This is a genomic window from Psychrobacter sp. ENNN9_III (genome assembly GCF_001462175.1).
In the GTDB taxonomy this organism is placed as follows: domain Bacteria; phylum Pseudomonadota; class Gammaproteobacteria; order Pseudomonadales; family Moraxellaceae; genus Psychrobacter.
Map to the genome: position 1 here is coordinate 1 of NZ_LNUO01000010.1, position 22901 is coordinate 22901.

General features: G+C 40.6%; 18 protein-coding genes and 1 pseudogene. 9 read left to right on the top strand and 10 right to left on the bottom strand.

All coding sequences use genetic code 11. The features are described from left to right. Window positions 1-486: 486 nt before the first annotated feature. Entirely contained in the window at window positions 487-2595 is a 2109-nt protein-coding gene (gene pnp / locus PENNN9_RS00690) for a polyribonucleotide nucleotidyltransferase (RefSeq protein ID WP_058367871.1), read from the top strand. An 848-nt stretch (window positions 2596-3443) separates the two neighbouring features. Continuing rightward, complete coding sequence (locus PENNN9_RS00695; protein ID WP_058367858.1) at window positions 3444-4469, top strand: ATP-grasp domain-containing protein; 1026 nt, start codon at window positions 3444-3446, stop codon at window positions 4467-4469. Between the two features lie 592 nt (window positions 4470-5061). Here PENNN9_RS00695 and PENNN9_RS00700 read toward each other — a convergent pair. Next, on the bottom strand, window positions 5062-5508 hold the full coding sequence (locus PENNN9_RS00700; RefSeq protein ID WP_058367859.1) for a PACE efflux transporter: 447 nt from the start codon (window positions 5506-5508) through the stop codon (window positions 5062-5064). 100 nt (window positions 5509-5608) lie between these two features. Here PENNN9_RS00700 and PENNN9_RS00705 point away from each other — a divergent pair, with 100 nt between their 5' ends. Next, window positions 5609-6493: a LysR family transcriptional regulator gene (locus tag PENNN9_RS00705; RefSeq protein WP_058367860.1), complete on the top strand. Its 885-nt coding sequence runs from the start codon at window positions 5609-5611 to the stop codon at window positions 6491-6493. A 409-nt stretch (window positions 6494-6902) separates the two neighbouring features. Then, a complete protein-coding gene (locus tag PENNN9_RS00710; RefSeq protein WP_256713868.1) occupies window positions 6903-7826 on the top strand; it encodes a glutaminase in 924 nt (307 codons plus the stop codon). Window positions 7827-7974: 148 nt separating this feature from the next. Here PENNN9_RS00710 and PENNN9_RS00715 read toward each other — a convergent pair whose 3' ends face one another. The 5 genes from PENNN9_RS00715 to PENNN9_RS00740 all read right to left on the bottom strand — a co-directional run bounded on the left by PENNN9_RS00715 (window position 7975) and on the right by PENNN9_RS00740 (window position 12821). Continuing rightward, the gene (locus PENNN9_RS00715; protein ID WP_058367861.1) at window positions 7975-8847 is read right to left on the bottom strand and encodes a hypothetical protein; all 873 of its coding nucleotides are present in this window, start codon (window positions 8845-8847) and stop codon (window positions 7975-7977) included. 159 nt (window positions 8848-9006) lie between these two features. After that, the gene (locus tag PENNN9_RS00720) at window positions 9007-9627 is read right to left on the bottom strand and encodes a hypothetical protein (RefSeq protein ID WP_227511670.1); all 621 of its coding nucleotides are present in this window, start codon (window positions 9625-9627) and stop codon (window positions 9007-9009) included. Between the two features lie 77 nt (window positions 9628-9704). Beyond that, the gene (locus PENNN9_RS00725; RefSeq protein ID WP_143505692.1) at window positions 9705-10229 is read right to left on the bottom strand and encodes a hypothetical protein; all 525 of its coding nucleotides are present in this window, start codon (window positions 10227-10229) and stop codon (window positions 9705-9707) included. 157 nt (window positions 10230-10386) lie between these two features. Next, window positions 10387-10644 (bottom strand): YheV family putative metal-binding protein, encoded by a 258-nt coding sequence (locus PENNN9_RS00735; protein ID WP_058367864.1) that lies wholly within the window; start codon window positions 10642-10644, stop codon window positions 10387-10389. Beyond that, window positions 10644-12821, bottom strand: a complete 2178-nt coding sequence (locus tag PENNN9_RS00740; RefSeq protein WP_058367865.1) for a M3 family metallopeptidase — start codon at window positions 12819-12821, stop codon at window positions 10644-10646. Before PENNN9_RS00740 ends, PENNN9_RS00735 begins: the two co-directional genes overlap by 1 nt. A gap of 581 nt (window positions 12822-13402) precedes the next feature. Between PENNN9_RS00740 and PENNN9_RS00745 the strand changes: the two genes are divergently transcribed. The 3 genes from PENNN9_RS00745 to PENNN9_RS00755 all read left to right on the top strand — a co-directional run bounded on the left by PENNN9_RS00745 (window position 13403) and on the right by PENNN9_RS00755 (window position 16594). Continuing rightward, window positions 13403-14515, top strand: a complete 1113-nt coding sequence (locus PENNN9_RS00745) for a hypothetical protein (RefSeq protein ID WP_058367866.1) — start codon at window positions 13403-13405, stop codon at window positions 14513-14515. Between the two features lie 248 nt (window positions 14516-14763). After that, window positions 14764-15519, top strand: coding sequence for an endonuclease/exonuclease/phosphatase family protein (locus PENNN9_RS00750; protein WP_058367874.1), 756 nt, complete (start codon window positions 14764-14766; stop codon window positions 15517-15519). Between the two features lie 70 nt (window positions 15520-15589). Further along, the gene (locus tag PENNN9_RS00755; RefSeq protein WP_075103322.1) at window positions 15590-16594 is read left to right on the top strand and encodes an NADP-dependent oxidoreductase; all 1005 of its coding nucleotides are present in this window, start codon (window positions 15590-15592) and stop codon (window positions 16592-16594) included. A gap of 11 nt (window positions 16595-16605) precedes the next feature. Here PENNN9_RS00755 and PENNN9_RS00760 read toward each other — a convergent pair. The 3 genes and pseudogenes from PENNN9_RS00760 to PENNN9_RS00770 all read right to left on the bottom strand — a co-directional run bounded on the left by PENNN9_RS00760 (window position 16606) and on the right by PENNN9_RS00770 (window position 20067). Further along, a pseudogene (locus PENNN9_RS00760) lies at window positions 16606-17224 on the bottom strand (alpha-ketoglutarate-dependent dioxygenase AlkB family protein). Between the two features lie 8 nt (window positions 17225-17232). Continuing rightward, entirely contained in the window at window positions 17233-18123 is an 891-nt protein-coding gene (locus PENNN9_RS00765; protein ID WP_058367867.1) for an alpha/beta fold hydrolase, read from the bottom strand. Between the two features lie 36 nt (window positions 18124-18159). After that, window positions 18160-20067 carry an ABC transporter ATP-binding protein gene (locus PENNN9_RS00770; RefSeq protein ID WP_058367868.1) on the bottom strand — a complete coding sequence of 636 codons (1908 nt, stop codon included), beginning with the start codon at window positions 20065-20067 and terminating at the stop codon, window positions 18160-18162. A gap of 337 nt (window positions 20068-20404) precedes the next feature. Between PENNN9_RS00770 and PENNN9_RS00775 the strand changes: the two genes are divergently transcribed. Continuing rightward, window positions 20405-21295 (top strand): hypothetical protein, encoded by an 891-nt coding sequence (locus PENNN9_RS00775; protein ID WP_058367869.1) that lies wholly within the window; start codon window positions 20405-20407, stop codon window positions 21293-21295. A 322-nt stretch (window positions 21296-21617) separates the two neighbouring features. Further along, window positions 21618-22508 (top strand): fructose bisphosphate aldolase, encoded by an 891-nt coding sequence (locus PENNN9_RS00780; protein WP_058367870.1) that lies wholly within the window; start codon window positions 21618-21620, stop codon window positions 22506-22508. A gap of 87 nt (window positions 22509-22595) precedes the next feature. Here PENNN9_RS00780 and PENNN9_RS00785 read toward each other — a convergent pair. After that, on the bottom strand, window positions 22596-22901 hold a 306-nt coding region (locus PENNN9_RS00785), incomplete at its 5' end, for a phosphomethylpyrimidine synthase ThiC (RefSeq protein WP_197409057.1).

Here is a 22901-nt window from a genome sequence, read left to right on the forward strand (position 1 = left end):
GTGGAATAGTTTCACACCGCTTTTTTATGGAAATTTAGTAAAGGCCAGATATTATCAGTACTTGATAGTCCATCTTTTGACCAAAAGAACGTTCAGTTTTGTATTTAATTGGTCAATGCTCATAAATCACTGTAAAATAGTGCATTGTGCAATTTTATAATGGGTCAAGTCACAGTATTTATTCTATAGCCTTTCTCTGAATATTAGTAGGTTGTATGGCATAATCTACGTAGAGATGGAAATGTAAAATTGGTGTAAGTTTCTATTAGAGATTATCATGACCAATGGCTATAAAAACCAAATTTGAATAATAAAGAAAATACAGTAGTACCGTTGATAAGTATATGATCCGCAATAGGATTGTAAATACAATTTATCAGTACATCAAATTACGACAGAACACTTAATGACCAATATTAGAATGCATATGCAATTAATATTGTTTTCGTCATTCAACATTAGGAAAAATATATGACAAATTCGACAATGTTTAATACTATTAAACGTGAATTTCAATATGGCGACCAAAAAGTCGTCCTTGAAACTGGCCGTGTTGCCCGCCAAGCTAACTCAATTATGGTCCATATGGGCGGTGTTTCAGTATTGGTGGCAGCGGTAGTAAAGTCTGAAGCCAAAGATGGCCAAAACTTCTTTCCATTAACGGTAAACTATCAAGAAAAAATGTATGCAGCGGGTAAAATCCCAGGTGCTTACGGTAAACGTGAAGGCCGTGCTAGTGAGTTTGAAACTCTAACTTCGCGTCTGATTGATCGTCCAATCCGTCCATTATTCCCTGAAGGTTATGTCAACGAAATTCAAATCACAGCGACAGTCGTGTCATCAGACAAAACTCAATCTGCAGATATCGCTGCCCTAATCGGTGCCTCAGCAGCGTTAGCTATCTCTGATGCGCCATTTAACGGACCTGTCGCGGCAGCCCGTGTTGGTTTTATCAATGGTGAATACGTACTAAACCCAACGCTTGAGCAGCTTACAGAGAGTGATCTCGACCTAGTCGTAGCTGGTACAAAGTCTGCAGTATTGATGGTAGAGTCTGAAGCGGCAGAGCTGTCAGAAGATCAAATGCTTGGTGCTGTACTGTACGGTCATGAACAGCAGCAAATCGTCATAGATAACATTACTTCGATGGCAGAAGAAGTCGGTACTGCCAAGCAACAGTTTGTAGCACCTAAGCATAATGAAACGCTAGAATCTAGCATGAGAGAGCAGTTTGGCGAGCAAGTGGCTGATGCTTATACCATTACTAGTAAGCAAGACCGCTACACAAAGCTTGATGAAATCAAAAACGCTGCTATTGACGCGTTAGCAGGCGATGTAGAGTCAGAATCATACAATGATAACGTATCTGAACTAAAAGAGATCTATAACGATCTTAAGTACCGTACAGTGCGTGACAATATCTTATCTGGTAAGCCGCGTATTGACGGTCGTGATCTTGAGACGGTTCGTGCGTTAGATGTACAAGTAGGTGTATTGCCATATACTCATGGTTCAGCGTTATTTACTCGCGGTGAGACCCAAGCATTGGTAACGACTACTTTGGGCAACAGCCGTGACGTCAATATGATTGATTCGTTAAGTGGCACTATTCGCGATCATTTCATGTTGCACTATAACTTCCCGCATTTCTCAGTGGGCGAAACAGGCCGTGAAGGTATCCCAAAACGCCGTGAAATCGGTCATGGTCGCTTAGCACGTCGCGGTGTACAGGCGATGCTACCGGACAGCGAGCGCTTCCCGTATGTCATCCGCGTAGTATCAGAAATCACTGAATCAAATGGCTCCTCTTCTATGGCGTCTGTTTGTGGTGCAAGTTTGTCATTGATGGATGCTGGTGTACCGCTAAAAGCACCTGTGGCTGGTATCGCAATGGGTCTGGTTAAAGAAGGCGAGCGTTTTGCTGTTCTATCAGACATCTTAGGCGATGAAGATCATCTTGGCGATATGGACTTTAAAGTCGCTGGTTCTAAGGATGGTATTACTGCGCTTCAGATGGATATCAAAATCGAAGGTATTACGCCTGATATCATGGAGCAAGCGTTAAAACAAGCTCATGCTGGTCGTATCCATATCTTAGATGCGATGAACCAGGTATTGCCAGAGAGCCGTACTGAAATCAACGCTCATGCACCGAACTACGCGGTTATCGAAATCAATCCTGACAAGATTCGTGATGTCATCGGTAAAGGCGGCGCGATGATTCGTCAGCTCACAGAAGAGACTGGCGCGGTTATCGATATTGATGATGCTGGTACGATTCGTATCTTTGGTGAGAACAAAGCGGCAACTAAAGCTGCTATCGGTAAAATCGAAGCATTGACGGCCGAAGTTGAAGTTGGTAAAACTTACGAAGGTACAGTCGCTCGTATCGTTGACTTTGGCGCGTTCGTTAACGTCTTGCCAAACACGGATGGCTTAGTACATATTTCACAAATCGCAGAAGAGCGCGTAGAGAATGTGTCTGACTATCTAAAAGAAGGTCAGACCGTTAATGTATTTGTTCAAGACGTCGATAACCGTGGTCGCATTAAGTTGACTATGAAAGGGGTAGAGCAGGATGCAGCTGCTGAATAGATAGTTTAGTTTGATGTAAAAGAACCGCTCTAAAATGTTAGTAATAGCAGTCAGGGCGTTTTTTTTATCTCTTTAATGTTACTAAATAGTTAAATATTACTTTTATCAAATGCATTTAGTTTCTTAGTAAGGATATTAGTCTCTGGCTGTGCGCTATACGTAACAATAGATCTAGCTATTGACATAATGACAATATACTTTGTGGTCCACATGTAGTAATATTTTCTAAAATAGATTGAGTCTTCTTTAATTTGCCATCAGCATCGTTATAATAGTGGTTATGGACTTTTTGGTTGAATCATAAGTTTTGATTTCAATATTTTATTGGTTTTATCTAAGTAATAAATAAGTGTTTTTCTAAATTTTTGTCTTATATTCGGATTGCAACATATTGTTTGATTCTATCTATATAGTGTTTTATAGTTAGATAGATTACTCGTAATATTAGAATGTGTGTTAATTATCAATTTTTTTGTAGTAGTTTTCGCTATTCTTTTAAAATATTTTTAATAACATCAAGATGTTGCTGTCTTTATTTTTGAGTACGGGCTTCATAATGGCTGTTAAACTGCTATCCAATGCTATTAAAATCTAGTACTCAAAATGTACCGCATTATGTTAAAGCAACTTACGTTTTGGTGTCTATTTAAGATGTACTTAATTTTACGATATACAATTAATTTGGATATCACATCAACCATATCACACCAATAATTTTGCTTCATTAATACGGTGTCAATTGTGCTATTAATTCAATTTTGTGTTTTAATGACTTCTTTTTTAAGAAAAGCAGAATCTATTGACTCCGTTTTTTAAAATATTCAATGATTTTTTTAAGGAAAATATAAATGAAAGTAGCTATTCATCATAGACCAGGGAGTTTTTCCGATCGTTGGATTGAATATTGCAAAAATAAAAATATTGATTATAAGTTAGTTAATGCTTTTGATACTGATATTATAGAACAATTAAAAGGTTATGATGTTTTCATGTGGCATCATCATCATTCCCAAATCAAGGATGTTCTCGCTGCTAAAAATATCCTTTTTGCTATAGAACATTCAGGATTAAGGGTTTTTCCTGATTTTAAAACAAACTGGCATTTTGATAATAAGGTCGCTCAGAAGTATCTTCTTGAAGCTGCTGGTATACCAATAGTTCCTAGCTATATTTTTTATGATAAGAAACAAGCGAAGAAATGGGCAAAGAATACTAGCTATCCCAAAGTTTTCAAACTAACTCGAGGTGCAGGATCTAGTAATGTTAAGTTGGCGAGATCAAAATCGGACGCAGTTAAGTTTATAAACAAGTCTTTTGGAAAGGGATTCCCTCAGCTAGATAGGGTTGGGTATTTAAAAGAAGCGCTTAGAAAGAGTGGAAAAGATACATTAAGTGTAGGTTCGTTAACAAATGTTTTAAAAGGTGTTACAAGATTTGTTTTTAATAGTGAGTTTGCTAAAAAACAAAGTCCTGAACGTGATTATGCTTATTTTCAAGACTTTATAGAAAACAAAGGTTTTGATGTTAGAGTTGTCGTGATTGATAATAGAGCAGTAGCTTTAAAGAGGATGGTTAGAGAGAACGATTTTAGAGCATCAGGAAGCGGGAATTTGGTTTTTGATAACGAAAAAATTGATAAAAGGTATATAGAGTTAGCTTTTAACGTTTCTGATAAACTTCAAACTCAGTCGTTAGCCATAGACCTTATCCACGGTATAGATGATGAAATTAGAGTTGTAGAAATGAGTTATGGCTTTCCTATGTTGAATTTTCTTGAGCGCTCTGCAGGGTATTGGGATAAAGATATAAATTGGCATGAGAGTGATTTAAACCTTCAAAATTGGATAATTGAAGGGCTTTTAAGAGATAAATAAACGTATTTTTTACTCAGATATCAATTTAAATGAGTCCTTCATATTGGAGTCATTATAGAATAATTTGTAGTTGGCTTCTGTGTTAAGCATTAATTACTAAGTTATAGCCCAAGTATCTTATAGGTTCACTTGTCTAAACGTATATCAGCGTGATTAGGATGTACATAAATGAAACCAGTAATACGTAACGCTTAATACTATTTATAGATCATTAATGAAAAGATAGGAAGGAGGGAGTTGGTTGAGCCTAACTTATCAGTTGATAGTCTACGAGTAGTATTTATTAGATTCAAAAATTTATCCGTTGAAGTGATGAAATAGCCACAATTCAACTTTGTAGAGTACAATAAGCTATACTTAAATTTTATTTGAGTTTAATGGAACTGGTTAAAGAAGATGAGCACTGGAGTAATCTCATGTTGGTCGCATTAAGTTGACTATGAAAGGTATTGAGCAGGGTACAACGACAACTGCTGAATAAGTAGCTTAGTTTGATATAAAAAACCGCTCTGAACTGTCAGTAATAGCAGTCAGGGCGGTTTTTTTTGTTTTTGAATAATTAGAAAGTTGTTTTGTAGATAGATAAAGCAGTCTATATAGAAACCGCTTCATTTTTTTCATAGTTAAAATACGGTATTGGGAAAATCTTGTCATAAGCCCAGTTATAAGAGAAGGTATAAGCCAGATAAAATCCAACCAATGACGCATCCATAATAAAGGCTTGCCATAAAGTAATGCCAAGATACCAAGAGACCATCGGCAGATATAGAATCAGCAGGCCACTCTCAAACAGTAATACATGAAGCACCCTTAACGCTGGCGTCTTAAATGTACTGCGCTTAAATCTCACCATCCCCTTATCAAAGGCAATATTGAATCCGTAGTTCCATAGGGTTGCTATGATAGAGCCTGTGATGGCAATAACGCTGATATCCTTAATATCAAAATTAAAGAAGAAGCTCATAATTGGGATGGATAGTATTAATGCAATTATTTCAAATCCAACAGCGTGACGAATACGATCTCTATGAGTTCGCATGTTCAATCCTTATAGAATATTAGTTCATATTGTTAATTTAAATCTATTGTATCTGCTAAAATAATAGTTCAAAGTTACTATCCATAGGAAAAACCGATACATGAACTTTTCTTTAGATCAGTTGCAAGCATTTGTGGCGACTGTGGAAACAGGGTCGTTTTCGGCAGCAGGACGTCGGTTAGGCAAAGCTCAATCATCGGTTAGTGCGGCAGTTGCTAATTTAGAAGTCGACTTGGATAACGTTTTATTTGGCCGAGATAGTCGTTATCCTAAGCTAACTGAAGAAGGTGAGCGTCTCTTAGCTGAAGCTTATCTAATCTTAGAGCGCTGTGAGCATTTTTTTGGTGTTGCCAAAAGCTTAAGCGAAGGGGTCGAAAGCCGTTTAGTGCTTGCAGTGGACGATCTTTATCCATCAGAGTGGCTGGCTAGATTGCTGGATGAATTTGATAACTTATTTCCAAGTGTGGAGTTAGAATTGCTTCTTCCCATCATGGAAGACGTCAGTCGTTTGATTTTAGAAAAGCGGGCAGATTTGGGCATTATGTGGAGCCAAGAAGATTTACCGTCAGCTATTAGCTTTCATACCTTAGGCTGGATTCCCCTTAAAATGGTTTGCTCACCCGAGCATGAAATAGCAAATAGATTGGTAAGCTGGGAGGACTTAAAAAGGTATCGTCAGTTGATTGTAGCAACGCGAAACGAGAGTAAAGAAAAATCACGTTTAAGGGTTGCTGCTGATGTATGGTGGGTGGAGAGTCAATGGGTTATTATCGAGCTTGTCCAACGTAACCTTGGTTGGGCGTTGGTGCCTGAGCATATTATTCTTGACGCATTAAAAGATGGCTCTTTGGTGTCACCAAAGCTGGACTTTGATAAGCACAGTTGGCCAGTTGCGGTCGAGTTGGTTTGGCATAAAGAAAAACCTTTAGGTAAGGCGGGTACTTGGTTGAAACAGGCAGTCATTGCTTTAGACCAGCAAGCATAATGGCTTTATTCAATAAACTAATGGAAGATTGGCTCGAAGCCTTTTAGCCTTGTAGTCAGGGGGTATTTTGAGTGTGAGCGGCACAGTACCAAGTAAACTGTCGGCTAGAGGCTCAGTATTTTCTCTATAGTTTGATATTTCTTCAACAACTTATGGTGATTGTGTTTGGTCGAAAAAAGGGGCTTAATTGTTCAGTATGTTATCGGTATATTCCAACGGAAACATTTATTTTGCTTATTAAATCTATCAATAGACTACCCAAAACAGACCGCTAGAATGGAGTTACTTATATCAGACTTTATGTGTCATGATGAATAATAGCAAAATATAATTTCTCCGTCTTATCCTGCCAAATTCAGTTAAAATCATGCCTATTCAGAAAACTCAATAAAAACACGGTTACCCCTTTATGATGCAACAAATTCTAGATGACATTACTGCCCAAATGGCACTTGAGACCGACCGCGGAAAGGTAGCAGATTATATCCCGCAGCTGGCGCATGTCGATCCCAATCAGTTTGGTATCGCCGTCGCGACTCCTGATGGACAAGTATACTCGGCTGGAGATGCCAGTACGCTGTTCTCCATACAAAGTATCTCCAAAGTATTTACGCTAACTATTGGTCTTAGTAAGCTTGGCAGTACACTTTGGAATCATGTCGGCCGTGAACCCTCAGGTGACCCCTTTAATTCCATTACCATACTCGAGTATGAGTCGGGCCGACCGCGTAATCCTTTTATCAATGCAGGGGCGATTGCGGTAGTGGATGCTATTACGATGGGACGCGAGCCAAAAGAGATACTGGATGAGATTATAGAGTTTGTGCACTTTATAGCAGACGATGATTCGATCGGTTTTGATTATAAAGTGGCAAGATCTGAGATCGACCACGAAGATCGAAATGCCGCACTCGCTCACTTTATGAAGTCTTTTGGACATCTACAGCATGATGTCGATAAGATACTTAATACTTACTTTCATCAATGCTCGATTGCAATGAGCTGTGAGCAGTTAGCCCGTGCTGGCCTGTTTTTGGTCTCTAATGGTATCAATCAACCCACAGGGGCAAAGGTGATCAGCCCGCAGCAATCCAAGCGGATCAATTCATTAATGATGATGTGTGGTCACTACGATGGCTCTGGGGAGTTTGCCTATCAGGTGGGTCTGCCGGGCAAAAGCGGCGTCGGTGGCGGTATTCTAGCGATAGCGCCAGGTAAGGGTGCAATTGCAGTATGGTCACCTGGCCTAAATTCGGTCGGCAACTCAAAACTTGGGACTAAAGCGTTAGAGCTACTAGGAGAGAGAACAGGCTGGTCAGTGTTTTCAAAATAAAAAAGCTTGTAGTAAAATTAAAAGTACAAATATGCCCGTATAAGCATTTGCCAAAGCGTTTACTCAGCCAAAAAAAATCCAATGCCAAACGCTTAAATGAACGTCTAACATTGGATTACTTAAACTTTAGACTAACGATTTAAAGTGCTTACTCTTGATTTAAATCATCAATCATATCTTGATATTTTTCTTTTCTGCTTGCGATTTTGTTGCGCTCTTCTTCTACATTTGCGATGAGTTTTTTGGCAACTTCTACGCTTTTATCAAAGGCGGCAAGCTCCATATCTACTACAGCGATTAGTCGCTCTAGCGTCATAGCAGTAGCCTTTCCGGTAACGCCATTAGTCATGCCCATCGCTTCAGACATAAAGTCTTCTCTGAGCTTGTTTGCCCACTGGAATAGACCTGCCATCGACATATTAGAGTTGCTATCCTCATCGGACTGCTCTTTTGCATCAGCGTCGTTTTGTTCGGTGTCGTCTTGCTGGTTGGCATTATTTTCTTCAGCGTCGTCAGACTTGTCACTTTTGCTAGTCTTCTCTTCTTGGCTAGATTTACTTTCTTTGTTAGTATCGCCAGCTTTGTCAGACTGATCGTCTTGTTCAGCCTTAGTGTCTTTTTTAGACGCTTCTTTTTTATCAGACTTCTGATTTTTGTCAGCCTCTGCATCTTTGCTAGCGCTTTCAGATTTGCCTTTGTTGTCTGACTTAGTATCAGTGTCAGTATCTTTAGCTTTACTAGAGCTTTCAGGTTTGTCTTGGCTTTTAGACTTGTTAGCTGCTGATTTATCATCTTTAGCAGCACTGCCAACTTTCTTTTCTTGGGTTTGCTTGTCTTTGGTCTTATCGTCTTGAGTTTTCTTGTCCTGCTCCTTATCCTCTTGGTAGTCATGCTCAGCGTTATATTCTTCGAAATTACCATCTTCAAATACCACGGTATCGTCTTTGACAACCTCTACAGCTGTTACCGCATCGTTGTTTTCGTTCTTAGTGTTATTTTTGCTAGAATTATTATTTGGCATAATTAATTCTCCTGTTTAGGTCGTTAATTAAAAAATATTTATGCTTAAGGGCACTCACATTCGATACTAGGCTGGAGTGACCTTTTAATCAATATCACGACATAAATATACTTATTAAGACCTACAGGAAAAAACATTTTACTAGGAAATTTAACAAGTTCAGACAGTTATACTTTTAGGAAGATGAATATCAATACGAACTTTTGGTATATCTTGCAGATATTGAGTGAGAAGGGGTAAGGTCTCTGTATCCCAGTCTAGAATAGTCATATTTGAAGTAGGAGGTTCGTTGTCTGTATGACGCTGTGAATGAGTAAAGAGAAGCGGTCGTGCTAATAAGGCAATCCTGCGTATACCTTGGTAACGTATTAACGGTATTAGCTGCTGTCGTAAATCAATGAGTGCAGCAGTGAGCCACTGTGACCGGACCGGATGGTAGGGGTGATCTGATATGATTAAATTAGCCACATAACTTGGCTGATTACCATTGCTACTAATACCAAGACCTGCCGACTCGCGCAACCTTTTATGCAGTAGGCAACTACCCACTTTTAGGCTGCTATCGCGACAAGCGCGAAGATAGCGTTGATAGTTGTCAGGATACAAGGTCTTCGTCCGCATAAGTATAGGATCTAGCAATACACCAGCATTATTAACCGGCAAAATCAATACCTGCGCGCTGCTATTTAGAATCGGGGCATGGGTCAAACGCAAAGTGGTCACAACAGATACCCCAAAAATAAATGGTTGAATATAAATAGTTTGATAAGTGATATGCATTCAAGCTGGCATTTAGTAGCAGTCTATATAGGCTGACATACGGTTAGCTACTTATATCTTTAATAAACTGTTTTATATTACTGAGTCGTCGTTTGTGCAGCTTCTAGCTGGGCGATTTGTTGTTCAAGCAATTTAATTTGCTCAGCTTTCATGTCGGTTAATTTTTTATTCATTTGTACTTGTTCAACTGCCAGTTTTTCTTGTTCTATTAAGCGTTGACGTTCATCTTCTAAGCGATCAACCTCTTCTTTGGCTAAAGTATCAGTTTCTGGTAACTTGGCATTCAATATAACTTCAGAATCAGTTACTTGCGTCTCAATTGACTCAGTATTTTCAGTGGGTGAAGATGGATTATTAGTTTTAACAACACCTGCTGCTTCTGATGAATTGCTATCTACGTTTTTTGATAACGTATCAACTTGAGAAGGCACAGTTTTTGTTGTTGTCTCTTTTATGGGAGTCGGCGTTGTTGATAGGGGGCGTGCCCATACAAAATAAGCGATAACAACAGCTAGCGATAATAAGGCCATCATTATGAGTTTTTTTGAACGAGTGCTAGTTGCTGTTTTAGATAAAGTAGGTGAAGGTTGTTTAGAAGTCATACCAGGGCCAGTTTGTATCGAGGGCAGTTTTTTATACTATAGCAAACTAAAAAACAAAAGCCTATCAATAGATAGGCTAATGGTAAGTACAACTGTCATGTATAGGTCTAAATCTTTAGCGAATTTACGAGCGTAAATAAGTCTTAAGACGCTAAGTTTAATTTTTAAACTTAACTGTACCGCTAGTCCCCGTGATTGTTGCATCACGGATCAGCTGATCCTCAAGATGGTTTTTTGCGCTGATTTCATCGGAGTCAGGACGATGCTCACTATGACCGCATTGAGTACATTCGATATACTCATCAGGCACAGGTGTCACAATGTTGACTTGTACAATCGCGTCTAATGCCTGACACTTGGGGCAACGTACTCCTGCTAAAAATTGTCTTTTTGGCCGGTTTGATTGATAGCGCATCAGCTCACCTCGCGTGTAGTTTGGGCATTTGCCGCCGTATTGGCAACGGTGTCATCAAAGCCGCTATGACGTAGTAAAGCATCAATACTGGCACTGCGGCCACGGAAATTCTCGAAGTTGGTTTTTGCTGGTAAGCTACCGCCAACAGATAAGATGGTCTCACGAAACGCCTTACCGGTGATTGGATTAAAGATACCGTCTTCTTCAAACTTACTAAACGCATCGGCAGACAATAGCTCAGCCCATTTGTAAGAGTAATAACCTGCTGCATAACCGCCAGCAAAGATATGACTAAAACCATTGGCAAAGCGGTTATAGTCAGGGGTTCCCATAATAGCGATGTCATCGCGCACTGCCTGTAGGGTCGCTAAAATACCTGCATAATCAAGCGCTGGCGTATGCGCATGAATCAATAAATCAAACAATGCAAATTCAATTTGACGCAATGTCTGCATACCACTTTGGAAGTTTTTGGCGGCCAACAACGCATCAAGCTTATCTTTTGGCAGTGGCTCACCTGTCTCGACATGACTGCTAATAAGTGCAATGCCATCGCTCTCCCAAGCCCAATTTTCCATAAACTGGCTAGGCAGCTCGACCGCATCCCACTCAACCCCGTTTACGCCTGCGACATCACCAACCGTTACTTGCGTCAATAAATGATGTAGACCATGACCAAACTCATGGAATAAGGTTAATACTTCATCATGAGTGAGCAAACTTGGTTGACCATCTAGCGCTGGGGTAAAGTTACCAACCATAAAGCAGACTGGTAACTGCTGATATGCTTGCTCCTTGTTGCTGTAACGTGATTGAAAACCACTCATCCACGCTCCACCGCGCTTACCACTACGGGCAAACAAATCAAAGTAAAAACCGCCAAGTAAGTTGTCATCAGCATCAAATAGTTGATAAAAGCGCACATCTTCATGCCAGCGCGATATCGACTCGCTGTGTTCTTGCACGGTGATACCGTATAAACGTTCTACGATAGCAAAGAGGCCGTCAATAACTTTCGGTAAGGGGAAGTACGGACGAATCTCTTCTTGCGATAAGCTAAATTTATCTTGTTTTACCTTTTCAGCAATATAAGCGCTGTCCCATGGCTGTAGCTCAGTGATGTTATAATCACGGGCACATTCTTGTAACTGGGCTAAATCTTGCTTAGCTGTGGGGGTGGCTTTGGTCGCCAAATTCCGTAAAAAGGTCTCAACTTCGGCGACACTGTCGGCCATTTTAGTCGAAAGCGAGATTTCAGCGTAGTTCTCAAAGCCTAATAGCTGAGCCTTTTGTTCACGCAGTTGTAGAATTTGACTCATGATGTCAGCGTTATTTAGCGACTCGCCTTTGGCATTGGTATGCTGATCAAACTCCGAAGCACGGGTGACATAAGCGCGGTATAGCGTCTCACGCAGTTTGCGGTCGTCGGCATGGGTCGTGACAGCCAAATACACAGGTATGTTCAAAGTTGCTACATAGTACGGTGTCGGTAGCGCATCAATCTCAGCCTGCGTACGCGTACCATTAGCAAGTTCGCGAGATTTGTATTGCTCGCCAGCATCTGCCAATAGCGCCAAGCCACTTGTCGTTAAGCCTGCTAATTGCTCTTGTTGTAATGGCAACACAAAGGCTTGGGTGGCATCCAAAATATGATCAGAAAAAGTCGCAGACAGTGTTGAGAGTGTACTTTGAATATCAGCAAACTTCTCTTGCTTATCTTTTGGCAATGCCACACCTGATAACTCAAAGCTTTGCAGGGCAAGTTCAATAGCGCGCGCACGAGCAGGCTCAAGCGTTGCAAAGAATTCTTTATCGTCAGCGATCGCCTGATAACGATTAAATAATGGTTGATGCTGACCGACGCGAGTACCATAAGCTGAGAGTTTAGGTAATAACTCATGATGAACGTGACGAATCTCGTCGTTGCTCATTACACTATTGAGATGTGACAAAACACCCCAGCTGCGATCCAACGCTAAATTGATATGATCAAACATGATGATATCGCTCAATGCTTGCTTAGCATTTATAGTGTTAGATTCTTTATCTGCTGATGCTGCAACTTTATCTAAAAAGTCATTACCTTGTTTAATTGCATCCGTTACTTTTATCTGTAAGTCAATAGGGTCGGTTGCATCAAAGTCAATAAGATGTAGATTTGGGTCGATCGTAGTCATAGAAGTATCCAACGACAATAAAGGTCAAGTTAGTAAAACACACGTGTTATTTTTTAATAGCTTGGGTTTTACTCGCATATTTAATGGAGTAAATAAAAGAATGAAAGGTCACTTTAATGATGGGTCTGTTTTGTTCAGAATACAAGCTTACCGTGATGGACGATAAGTAAATAGTCTATATTGATTATTCTATATTGGGTTTATAGTGAGTATCGGCAGTTGTAATAATAAATCTTTCTTACTTATGCTTACAAAGCGCTATCATTTGCTTGCAAACTAACCCTATAGCTCGCTAGATTAACTTGGTAGCATCATAGTTGTTCCAACATAAAACTGCGGCTTCATCTGATGGTTATTATATATGTCATGTGCAGAACATGATGTTAAATCAGGTTTTGCATACTAATAACTATAAAAAAGACAATCGATGCCAGCTAATAACTATAAAAAGACAATCGATGCCAGATGAGCGTAATAAGCTGATTATCTAAACTAGACTACATACATCAAGTAAAGCCATTAAGTCTGTATGAGTATTTTATGAGTTGGAATCCATAACAACAACATAAGGAAAAGTATTTATGAAAGCGACCCTCAAGAGTTTACGTGAAACAAAAGCTGATCCTGCAGTAAGTATATTTGTAAAAACACACCGTGAGCATCCGGGAAATGAACAAGATCCTATTGCACTAAAGAACCAATTAAAAGTAGTCGAAGAGCGCTTGACCAATGAGTATGATAAGCAGACAGCGTCTACTATTTTAGAAAATATTCATGCTAAAACAGATGATCTCAACCATAACTATAACCTTGATACGTTAGCAATTTTTGCTAGCACTGACGATGTACAAATCATTCGTATGCCACTTGATACCAAAGAGCGCGTCGTAATATCTGATCGTTTTGCAACTCGTGATCTTGTCCGTGATATGGCAAGTGCTGTACATTATTATACGGTGGTCCTCACACGTGACGTGGCGCGTTTGATCGAAGCGTCTAATGATCGCGTTGTCAGAGAATTTGACAATGATTCTGATAGCCAGAACAATATGGAAAACATCCCATTTCCTATAGAAAACAATGGTTTATATACCACAGGTGATGCAGGGTCTGATCGTTCAGCAAACAAAGAAGATAACTATCTAAAAGAGTTTTTTAACCAAGTTGATAAAAGTGTACAAGAGCTATGGGGCGAGCACAAAATGCCACTGGTTGTGGTCGGTGATGCACGCAATATCAGCTATTATAACGACGTCTGTGATCGCCCAGACAATATCATTGCTAAAGTCTCGAACGTTACCAATCTAGAAGATGGCAGCGCTCAACATATTATCGATGGTGTCCAAGAGGCAGTAGAGAGCTATCGTACATCGTTACACGAAGCCGCACTTGGCGAGATTGATAAAGCGCGCGGTGCAGAGATGTTACGTACCGATTTGCAAGAAGTTTATCGTAGTGCCTTCCAAGGAGCAGGCGAGACGCTTTATGTACGCCGTGGCTATATGCAATCAGCTAAGATTGATGAAAAAGCTCAAACACTTATGCTGGCAGACAACGCTGCTGCAAACGATGTAACGGATGATGCTGTTGGTGAGATTATAGAACATGTCATGCATAATGGTGGTGAAGTGGTGTTTATGCCACAAGACATTATGAGCGAAGACCAGCCAATTGCTTTGGTTACGCGCTACTGATTATCCAATCAGTTAACTGAATAATGATGGTTTATCGCTAACAAGAGCATTGGTTCGATAAGGGCCAATGCTTTTTTCTGTTTCAAACATCTAGGTGTATTGGTCATTCACAAACCACTTCTAGCAGTTAAATGCTCAATACGATCTAATGCAATAACGATAAAGCTAAAATTATCATTAATGTTGTTATAGTATGGATAACGCCTATAATTGTTTATAACACTTATGCTATGAATACTAAATCTATGATGAATAAAAACTCTTTTGTTGTGACCAGCTATAATATCCATAAAGGTATGTCGCCACTTAATCGCCGAGTAAAAATGCAAGGAATTGCTCAAGCTCTTGAAGAGGTAGGGTCTGATGTCCTATGTTTACAAGAGGTGCAAGGTCAACACTTGAGGCGCAACATGCACTATAACGAATACCCTGATCAATCTCAGCATGAATGGTTTGGTGAGTATTTGCAGCTGCAAAATAGCTATGGCAAAAACTCAGAATACGAAAACGGTCATCATGGAAATGCGGTATTGAGTCGATTCCCATTAGATCCCAAGCACAATGTCAATATCACTGTGAATAAGCTAGAGCAACGCGGTGTGTTGCACTGTGAAGTACAGCCAACTGGCTGGAGGAAGCCAGTAGTGGTGTTATGTGCTCATCTTAATTTATTTGAGCGCGACCGTATCAAACAATATCAGGCAATTAGTGACTATGTACGCAATGAGATTGCCTCAGATCAACCGCTAATTTTGGCAGGCGACTTTAATGACTGGAAAAAACTGTCTTGTGATACATTAGCCAGTGACCTTGGAATGACTGAGACCTTTAGGCACTGTCATGGTAAGCTGTTACCGACCTTCCCAGCAAAGCTGCCGGTACTCAGCTTAGATCGTATTTATGTTCGCAATCTTTCTATAAAAAGTGCTTGGGTACATAATGGCAAACCATGGTCTAAGCTCTCAGATCATTTACCTATCAGTGCTGAACTCGCTCTGCTATAGTGTGGGTTTTCAATCTATATACTAATGAGACAAACAACCATAACTACATAAAATATAAGGATATATAATTATGTCTACCATTTCTAATAATCCCTTACCAACGACTCAACATGCCGTTCTTATTCGTGAGTTTGGGGAGCCCGATGTCATGCACTATCAAGATGGTGTCGCTATCCCTGACTTGAGCGATGACCAAGTTTTGGTAAAAGTAGCATATGCAGGTATCAATCCTGTCGATTATAAAACTCGCCAAGGTAAGGGTTGGGGTGCAGAAAACATACGCAACAATAAGTTTGAGCACGGTAAACCTGCCATTTTGGGTTTTGATGTGGCTGGCGTTGTAGTTAAAAGTAATAACGAGCAATTCACAGTCGGTGAACAAGTTGCAGCTCTGACTTTTGATGGTGGCTGTTATGCTGAGTACGTTGCAGTTGATGCCAATCTACTTGCCAAAGTACCAGAGTCGGTAACGCTAGAGCAAGCAGGGGCATTGCCTTGTATCGGACAAACAGCGCTACAGTTTGTAGAGTTTGCTGATATTAAAAAAGGCGAGCATGTCGTCATCAATGCCCCAGCAGGCGGTGTTGGTCATCTACTTATTCAGTTACTGATGGAAAAGGTCAATCAAGATGACATCAAAGTCACTGTTATCTGCTCACCAGAAAAATATAGCAAGCTCGATACTCTCGTAGATAAGAGCAAGCTTGCAGGCTGGATTGACTATACTAAAGAAGATGCATTTCCTGATCTACAAGCTGATGTGCTACTGGACTTAGTCGGTGATGATGCTGGCGTACGTGCGCTTGATGTGCTTAAATCTGGCGGACGCGTCAATGTATTACCTACTATTTGGGTTGACAAACTTCAAGAGGCGGGTAGCCAGGACAACCTAAATGTGGCAGGCTTTAAGGCTCAACGTAGTGGAGAGGTTATGAGTCAGGTCTTACATAAAGTAGGAGATGGAAAGTTGAAATTACAAATTCAGCAGACTTATCCGCTATCTGAAGTTGTCGCTGCGCATCGTGAGCTACAAAAAGGTGATACCTTTGGCAAAATTGTTTTAAAAGTTAGCTAAACTTGATTTGATTAACTAAATGCTATTTGCCGAAAGGTCAGGCTGATTCGTCCATCGGCAACGGTCTTAGACTTAGTAATGGTATGCTTCCAAAACGTTTGGGTATCACCATGCATGACAATAAGCTGACCTGACTCAAGATAAAGTTCGACTTTATCTTGAGTTTTTTTTGTGCTTTAAGACAAATTTGCGCGTGGCACCCAGTGATAAAGACGCGATAACTGGCTGTACGCCGAGCTCCTTTTCATCGTCTGCATGATAGCCCATACCGTCAGCGCCTGAAGGGTAGTAGTTCAGTAAGCAGGAATTGAAATCAACTTCGATTCCTATATCTGCTAACTGTTTTTCGATACGTTGTTTCACATGAAACACAGATTTTGACCATGGTACACTTTGGCGCCTATGTCCTGAATAGTGATAGCTGGTATTGTCATTACCCATCCAAACAATTTGACGTGTAGTGACATGAGTTTTACCAAATAAAGTCACGACGTCCGAATGCCAAAGAAGCTCAGCTAAGAGAATGTCGTAGAGGCTATTAGGATTATCAATAATAACCCCCAAATCGTTTACCTTGCCATCATAAGGCAATAGATTATCAGTCGGTAATGGTGCAAAAAGGTCAGTCATCGTTTGGTTTATCTATTGTCTCTATAGTGCTCATTTATGATCTGCGCACATAATTCAGGCGCTTCCATCGGTAACAAATGCCCATATTCAGACAGTGATATTAGGCTGTTGTCAGGTACGAATTTTTGCCATTGTTTACGGACTTTATGGTTAATAAATAAAGTGGGCTTGCCTGTGACCAGTGTATAAGGACAGCGTAGTTTTTTAAGAGCACTATCAATATGCGGCGTACCAAAATAGTTGGCAAGCTCTTGTTCTGGATCGAAGATTAAAGAGTAGCTGCCGTCAGTATTAGCAGCGAGGCTTTGCTCAGCGAATACTAGCAAATGTTCATCACTGATACGTCTGTACGCGCGTTGCTTGCGCAGATGCTCGTAGTAATCATTGATACTTGACCATCTGGTTTGCTTGGTCAGGGTGCTCTTAAACGGTTCACGGCTAAGCATAAAAGCACGTGGGAGTAGGTTATATAATGCGGTTTGTTTTTTGGTAAAGGTGACCGGCTCAATAAGATACAGCTGCGAGAATAGATCAGGACGCTTAGCTGCTGCCATCGCCGTTGCAGTCGCTCCTTGGGAGTGTCCAATACCGATAATAGGCTTGTCTTGAGTCTTATCCAAAAACTCAATAAGCATATCGGCATCTTGCTCACGAGTTAGGCACCGAGCTTTAGGCTTATCATACCAATAGCCACGCAGCGCCAGCGAGATGATATCGAAGTTATCTGCAAGTTCGGTTAGTAGCGGGGAGTAAGTACCAACCGTAAAGCTGTTGCCACCATAAAAATGGGCAGGTGGACGTTTTTGCGTCATGGTTTTCTCTGAGCTATTGAGCTGATGGAGGTCGTAATAACGTGCTTGTTTGCCGCTGATATCGATACTATTTGTAAATGCTTCCATGTTAAGGCTTCCCTTTTTATTATTTTTGGATGAAGATTAGTTGTCTTCACCCAAAAAACCACCGCTTTGACGCTGCCATAATCCAGCATAGACACCTTTTAGTGCTAACAATTCGTCATGGCTACCTTGTTCGATAATCTGTCCTTTATCCATAACGACCAATCTATCTAGTGCAGCAATCGTTGATAGACGATGCGCGATAGCAATAACGGTTTTACCAGTCATAATGTCATTTAAGCTTTCGGTAATGGCAAATTCAATCTCAGAATCAAGCGCACTGGTTGCCTCATCTAAAAGCAAAATAGGAGCGTTTTTTAACATGACACGTGATATGGCAATACGCTGACGTTGTCCGCCAGAGAGTTTGACGCCGCGCTCACCAACTTGGGTATCAAGACCGGTATTGCCTTTGTCATCATATAAGTCTTTGATAAAGTCCCAAGCTTGAGCTTGCTTGGTCGCAAAAATAATCTCTTCATCCGTGGCATCAGGACGACCGTAAGCGATGTTTTCACGAACAGTACGATGCAGGAGTGAGGTATCCTGAGTGACCATACCAATCTGCTGACGCAATGACTCTTGCGTGACTTCGTCAATTGCTTGTCCATCGATGTAAATCTTACCGCTATCGACATCAAAAAAGCGTAAGAGCAAATTAACCAAGGTTGACTTACCAGCACCTGAGCGTCCCACCAAACCAATCTTCTCACCGGGTTTGATATCTAAATAAAAGCTATCAAGTAGTTTGATTGGTGCAGATGTAAGAGTAGGGCTGCTATCACCAGACTCACTAGCCATTACATTTTCAGTATTCTCATCTTCATAACTAAAGTCAACGTTGTCGAATACGATATGTCCATCAGTAACTTTTAACGCAGAAGCATTAGGCATATCAATGATGGTCTGAGGCGCTGATAAAGTCCGCATGCCATCTTGTACAGTACCGATACTCTCAAACAAGGTAGCCGTCTGCCACATAATCCAACGAGTGAGACCATTAAGGCGTAGCGCCATAGCAGTCGCTGCGGCAATAGCGCCAACGCCTACTGCACCTTGCTGCCATAAATATAATCCTATCCCAGCAGTACTGCTCACTAAGATGACACTAATCAGATGCGTTGATACTTCAAGATAGCTGACCCAGCGCATCTGGGCATGTACCGTTCCCAAAAACTGTCCCATAGCGTTTTTGGCGTAACCCAACTCACGGCGTGAGTGACTAAACAGCTTGACCGTCATAATATTGGCATAGGCATCGGTAATACGCCCGACCATCAAAGCGCGGGCATCCGCTTGCACAATAGCAGTGCGTTTTAACCGTGGAATAAAAAACCAAATGGTGAGGCCCACTAAGACAAACCAGATAACAAAAGGGGTTAGTAATAAGCTATCAAGATTGAATAGAATAATACCAGAAGTAATAAAGTATACAGTCACGTAGGTAAACATGTCAGTGACAGTCATAACAGTATCACGTACTGCCAGTGCCGTTTGCATCACTTTTGCTGAGACTCGACCAGAGAATTCGTCTTGATAAAACTGCATGGACTGACCTAACATGCGCTGATGAAAACGCCAGCGCATTTGCATGGGAAACACGCCTTGCAAAGTCTGAAAATGTATAAAAGACGACAAGGCAATCCATAACGGACTTAATATCAACACTGCAAGCATGAGGAGTAATAGGTCGCCTTTTTCTGCCCATAGATTTTGCGGGGTATAGATACCAAGCCAATCGACTATGTTGCCAATCCAAGCAAATAGCATTGCCTCATAAACACCAATACCGGCGGACAAAACCATAAAAAGCAACAGCCATCCGCGCAGGCCTTTAGTACATGCCCACAAAAACTTTAATAGCCCATCAGTAGGTGAGGGCAATGGCATAGGCGTATCAGGAAAGGCAGAAAGACGGTTTTCAAAAAAACGAAATAGAGCATTCATAGGCAATGACGATACGCCCAAGATAAGTGGTATTAGACACTATCTTGGACAATTACTTGTGTTGTTAGGATTGTGTGCTATTTTAGCAAAACTTCGCGCTTACCCCTGCATGCTAATTGTAATTTGAACGCAGCAGGACATGTTTGGCGCTAGTTGATAAAAACTACTATAAATAAATTGCTGTACAAAAAGTATTTTGTTACCTTTCACTGCTTTGTAGTATTCGACAACCTAACTTAGTCAAGTATGAAGCATTGAAAACAACTGTGCCAAGATTTTTCGCACTGGTCAAAGAATGAAAAATACGCAAAATTGCGACTCAATAAGGTAGAAGTTGATGATGTATTTAACGATTGCGGTGCTTTGTAGTGTCGCTGTTTCTGTTCTACTCAAAGTACTACGACAAAAAAACATAGATATCCGTCAAACGATCGTCGCCGGTTATCCAGTCGCTTTTTTGCTTACTTGGCTATTACTAAAGCCAGAAGTGAGTAGTATTAATACGCTTGGCAGTGCATGGGGTATCATTATTGCGCTTGGCATACTGCTACCTACAGTATTTGTGGTTCTAGGACGAGCCATCGAAGCCGTCGGAATGGTGGCAACCGATGCTGCTCAACGTTTATCATTGATTATACCTATCATTGCCGCTTTTCTATTATTTGGCGAAGTGTTGACTGGCACCCGTATATTGGGGCTAGCGTTAGGGTTTTTAGCACTTGGCGCACTGATTTATCGCCCAAAACAAACCAATAACTCTAATGTGAGTAGCAATAACAAAACGAATCAGATGACTCATAAACACTCTGCGCTAAGAACACCTTTATGGCTTTTTGGCGTGTGGGCAGGTTATGGCGTTATTGATATTTTATTCAAACAAGTTGCTAAACAAGGGACGGCATTTCCTCTGACTTTGTTTGTCAGTTTTGGTCTAGCAGGGGTATTATTATTTGTATATTTACTTATCACTCGCGTGCGCTGGCAAGGTAATGCCCTTGTCGCAGGATTACTGCTCGGTGCGCTGAATATGGGTAATATCTATGCTTATGTGCGTGCGCATCAAATGTTGTCTGACTCGCCAAGTATTGTATTTACTGGTATGAATGTTGGAGTCATTGCAGTAGCAACTATTATTGGGGTAGGTGTGTTCAAGGAGTCACTCAATCGTATCAACATGCTAGGATTGTTGTTAGCAGTAAGCTGCGTTGCCGTTCTATTCTTAGCTTAAAGACATTACATTTGTGAAGTCAGTCATATAACAAATAATGCAAAATTTATTGGCAATTTCTATGATGATGGAATTTTGTAGGTGAACAGTAGGTTAGGTTTGTATATTCTCAATTCAATATATATAATAAAACATAATATTACCATACACAAAATCAACAACTGTTCTCAAAATACATTGATTGTTAACTTATCGAATATAGGCACATAGCACGTCCTATGTTAAGGTTGCTTATAGTTGAAACATATGCAAGTTGTCGTATACCGCCCAATCTAGCAAAGTAAACATTTACCCTTATTAATCATTAGAGGATGTATCGTTAATGGAATATCAAAAGCAATTACAACGAATAAAAGAAGGTTCAGGGTTTATCGCAGCACTTGATCAAAGTGGTGGTAGTACTCCTAAGGCTCTCGAGAACTATGGTGTCACTGGTGATGCGTATGACAATGACGAGGCTATGTTTGACCTTGTACATGAGATGCGTGCTCGGATCATGACTTGCGACTGCTTTGATAATGAACGTGTTCTTGGAGCAATTTTGTTTGAAGATACGATGGATCGCGAAGTTAATGGTAAGCCAACAGCCAACTATCTGTGGGAAGACAAAAACATTGTACCGTTTTTAAAAGTCGATAAAGGCTTGGCAGAACAAATGAGTGGCGTACAAGTGATGCGTCCAATTCCTAATTTGGAAACGTTGTTAGATAAAGCCCAAAACTATCCAGTGTTTGGTACCAAAATGCGTTCAGTTATTTATGAACCAAGCGCTGATGGTATTGAACTGGTTGTCCAGCAGCAGTTTGACGTTGCAAAGCAAATTATTTCTAAAGGCTTTATGCCAATTGTTGAGCCAGAAGTAAATATTGATAGTGCTAATAAGCATGATTGCGAGTTACTACTGAAAGCTGATATTTTACGTAATCTTGTGCGTTTAAACGATGATCACCAAGTGATGCTCAAACTGACATTGCCTGAAGAAGAGGGTTTTTACCAAGAGCTGATCGATCATCCAAAAGTGTTAAGAGTCGTTGCATTATCTGGCGGTTATAGTCGTAGCGATGCTTGTGAAAAGCTCAAGAAAAATCCAGGTATGATTGCCAGTTTCTCACGTGCCTTTACTGAAGGGTTGAGTAAGCAGCAAAGCGATAAAGAGTTTGCCGATACCATTAATGCCTCTATTGACGAGATTTATAAAGCGTCAAAGGTTTAAGCGGGTCTTTTACTAAGAAATTAGCTATCAAAAAAAGCGCTACTGATTAGTAGCGCTTTTTTGTGGGACAAAAGTTAATTCTGACTATCACAATTCTTTATACAGCTGACGTCCCTCGCTATGGTATTTTTCAGTCATTTGCGCCATGCCCTGCTCAATCTCTGCTGCGCTCATAGCGTCTGCGCCCAGATCTTCTTTAACATCCAAACCCTTGGCGTACTCGCGCACGTTTTGGGTGATTTTCATTGAGCAGAACTTGGGGCCACACATTGAGCAAAAGTGTGCTGATTTATGTGCGTCTTTTGGCAGCGTTTCGTCGTGGTATTCTCGTGCAGTATCAGGGTCGAGTGCTAGATTAAACTGATCATCCCAGCGGAACTCAAAGCGCGCTTT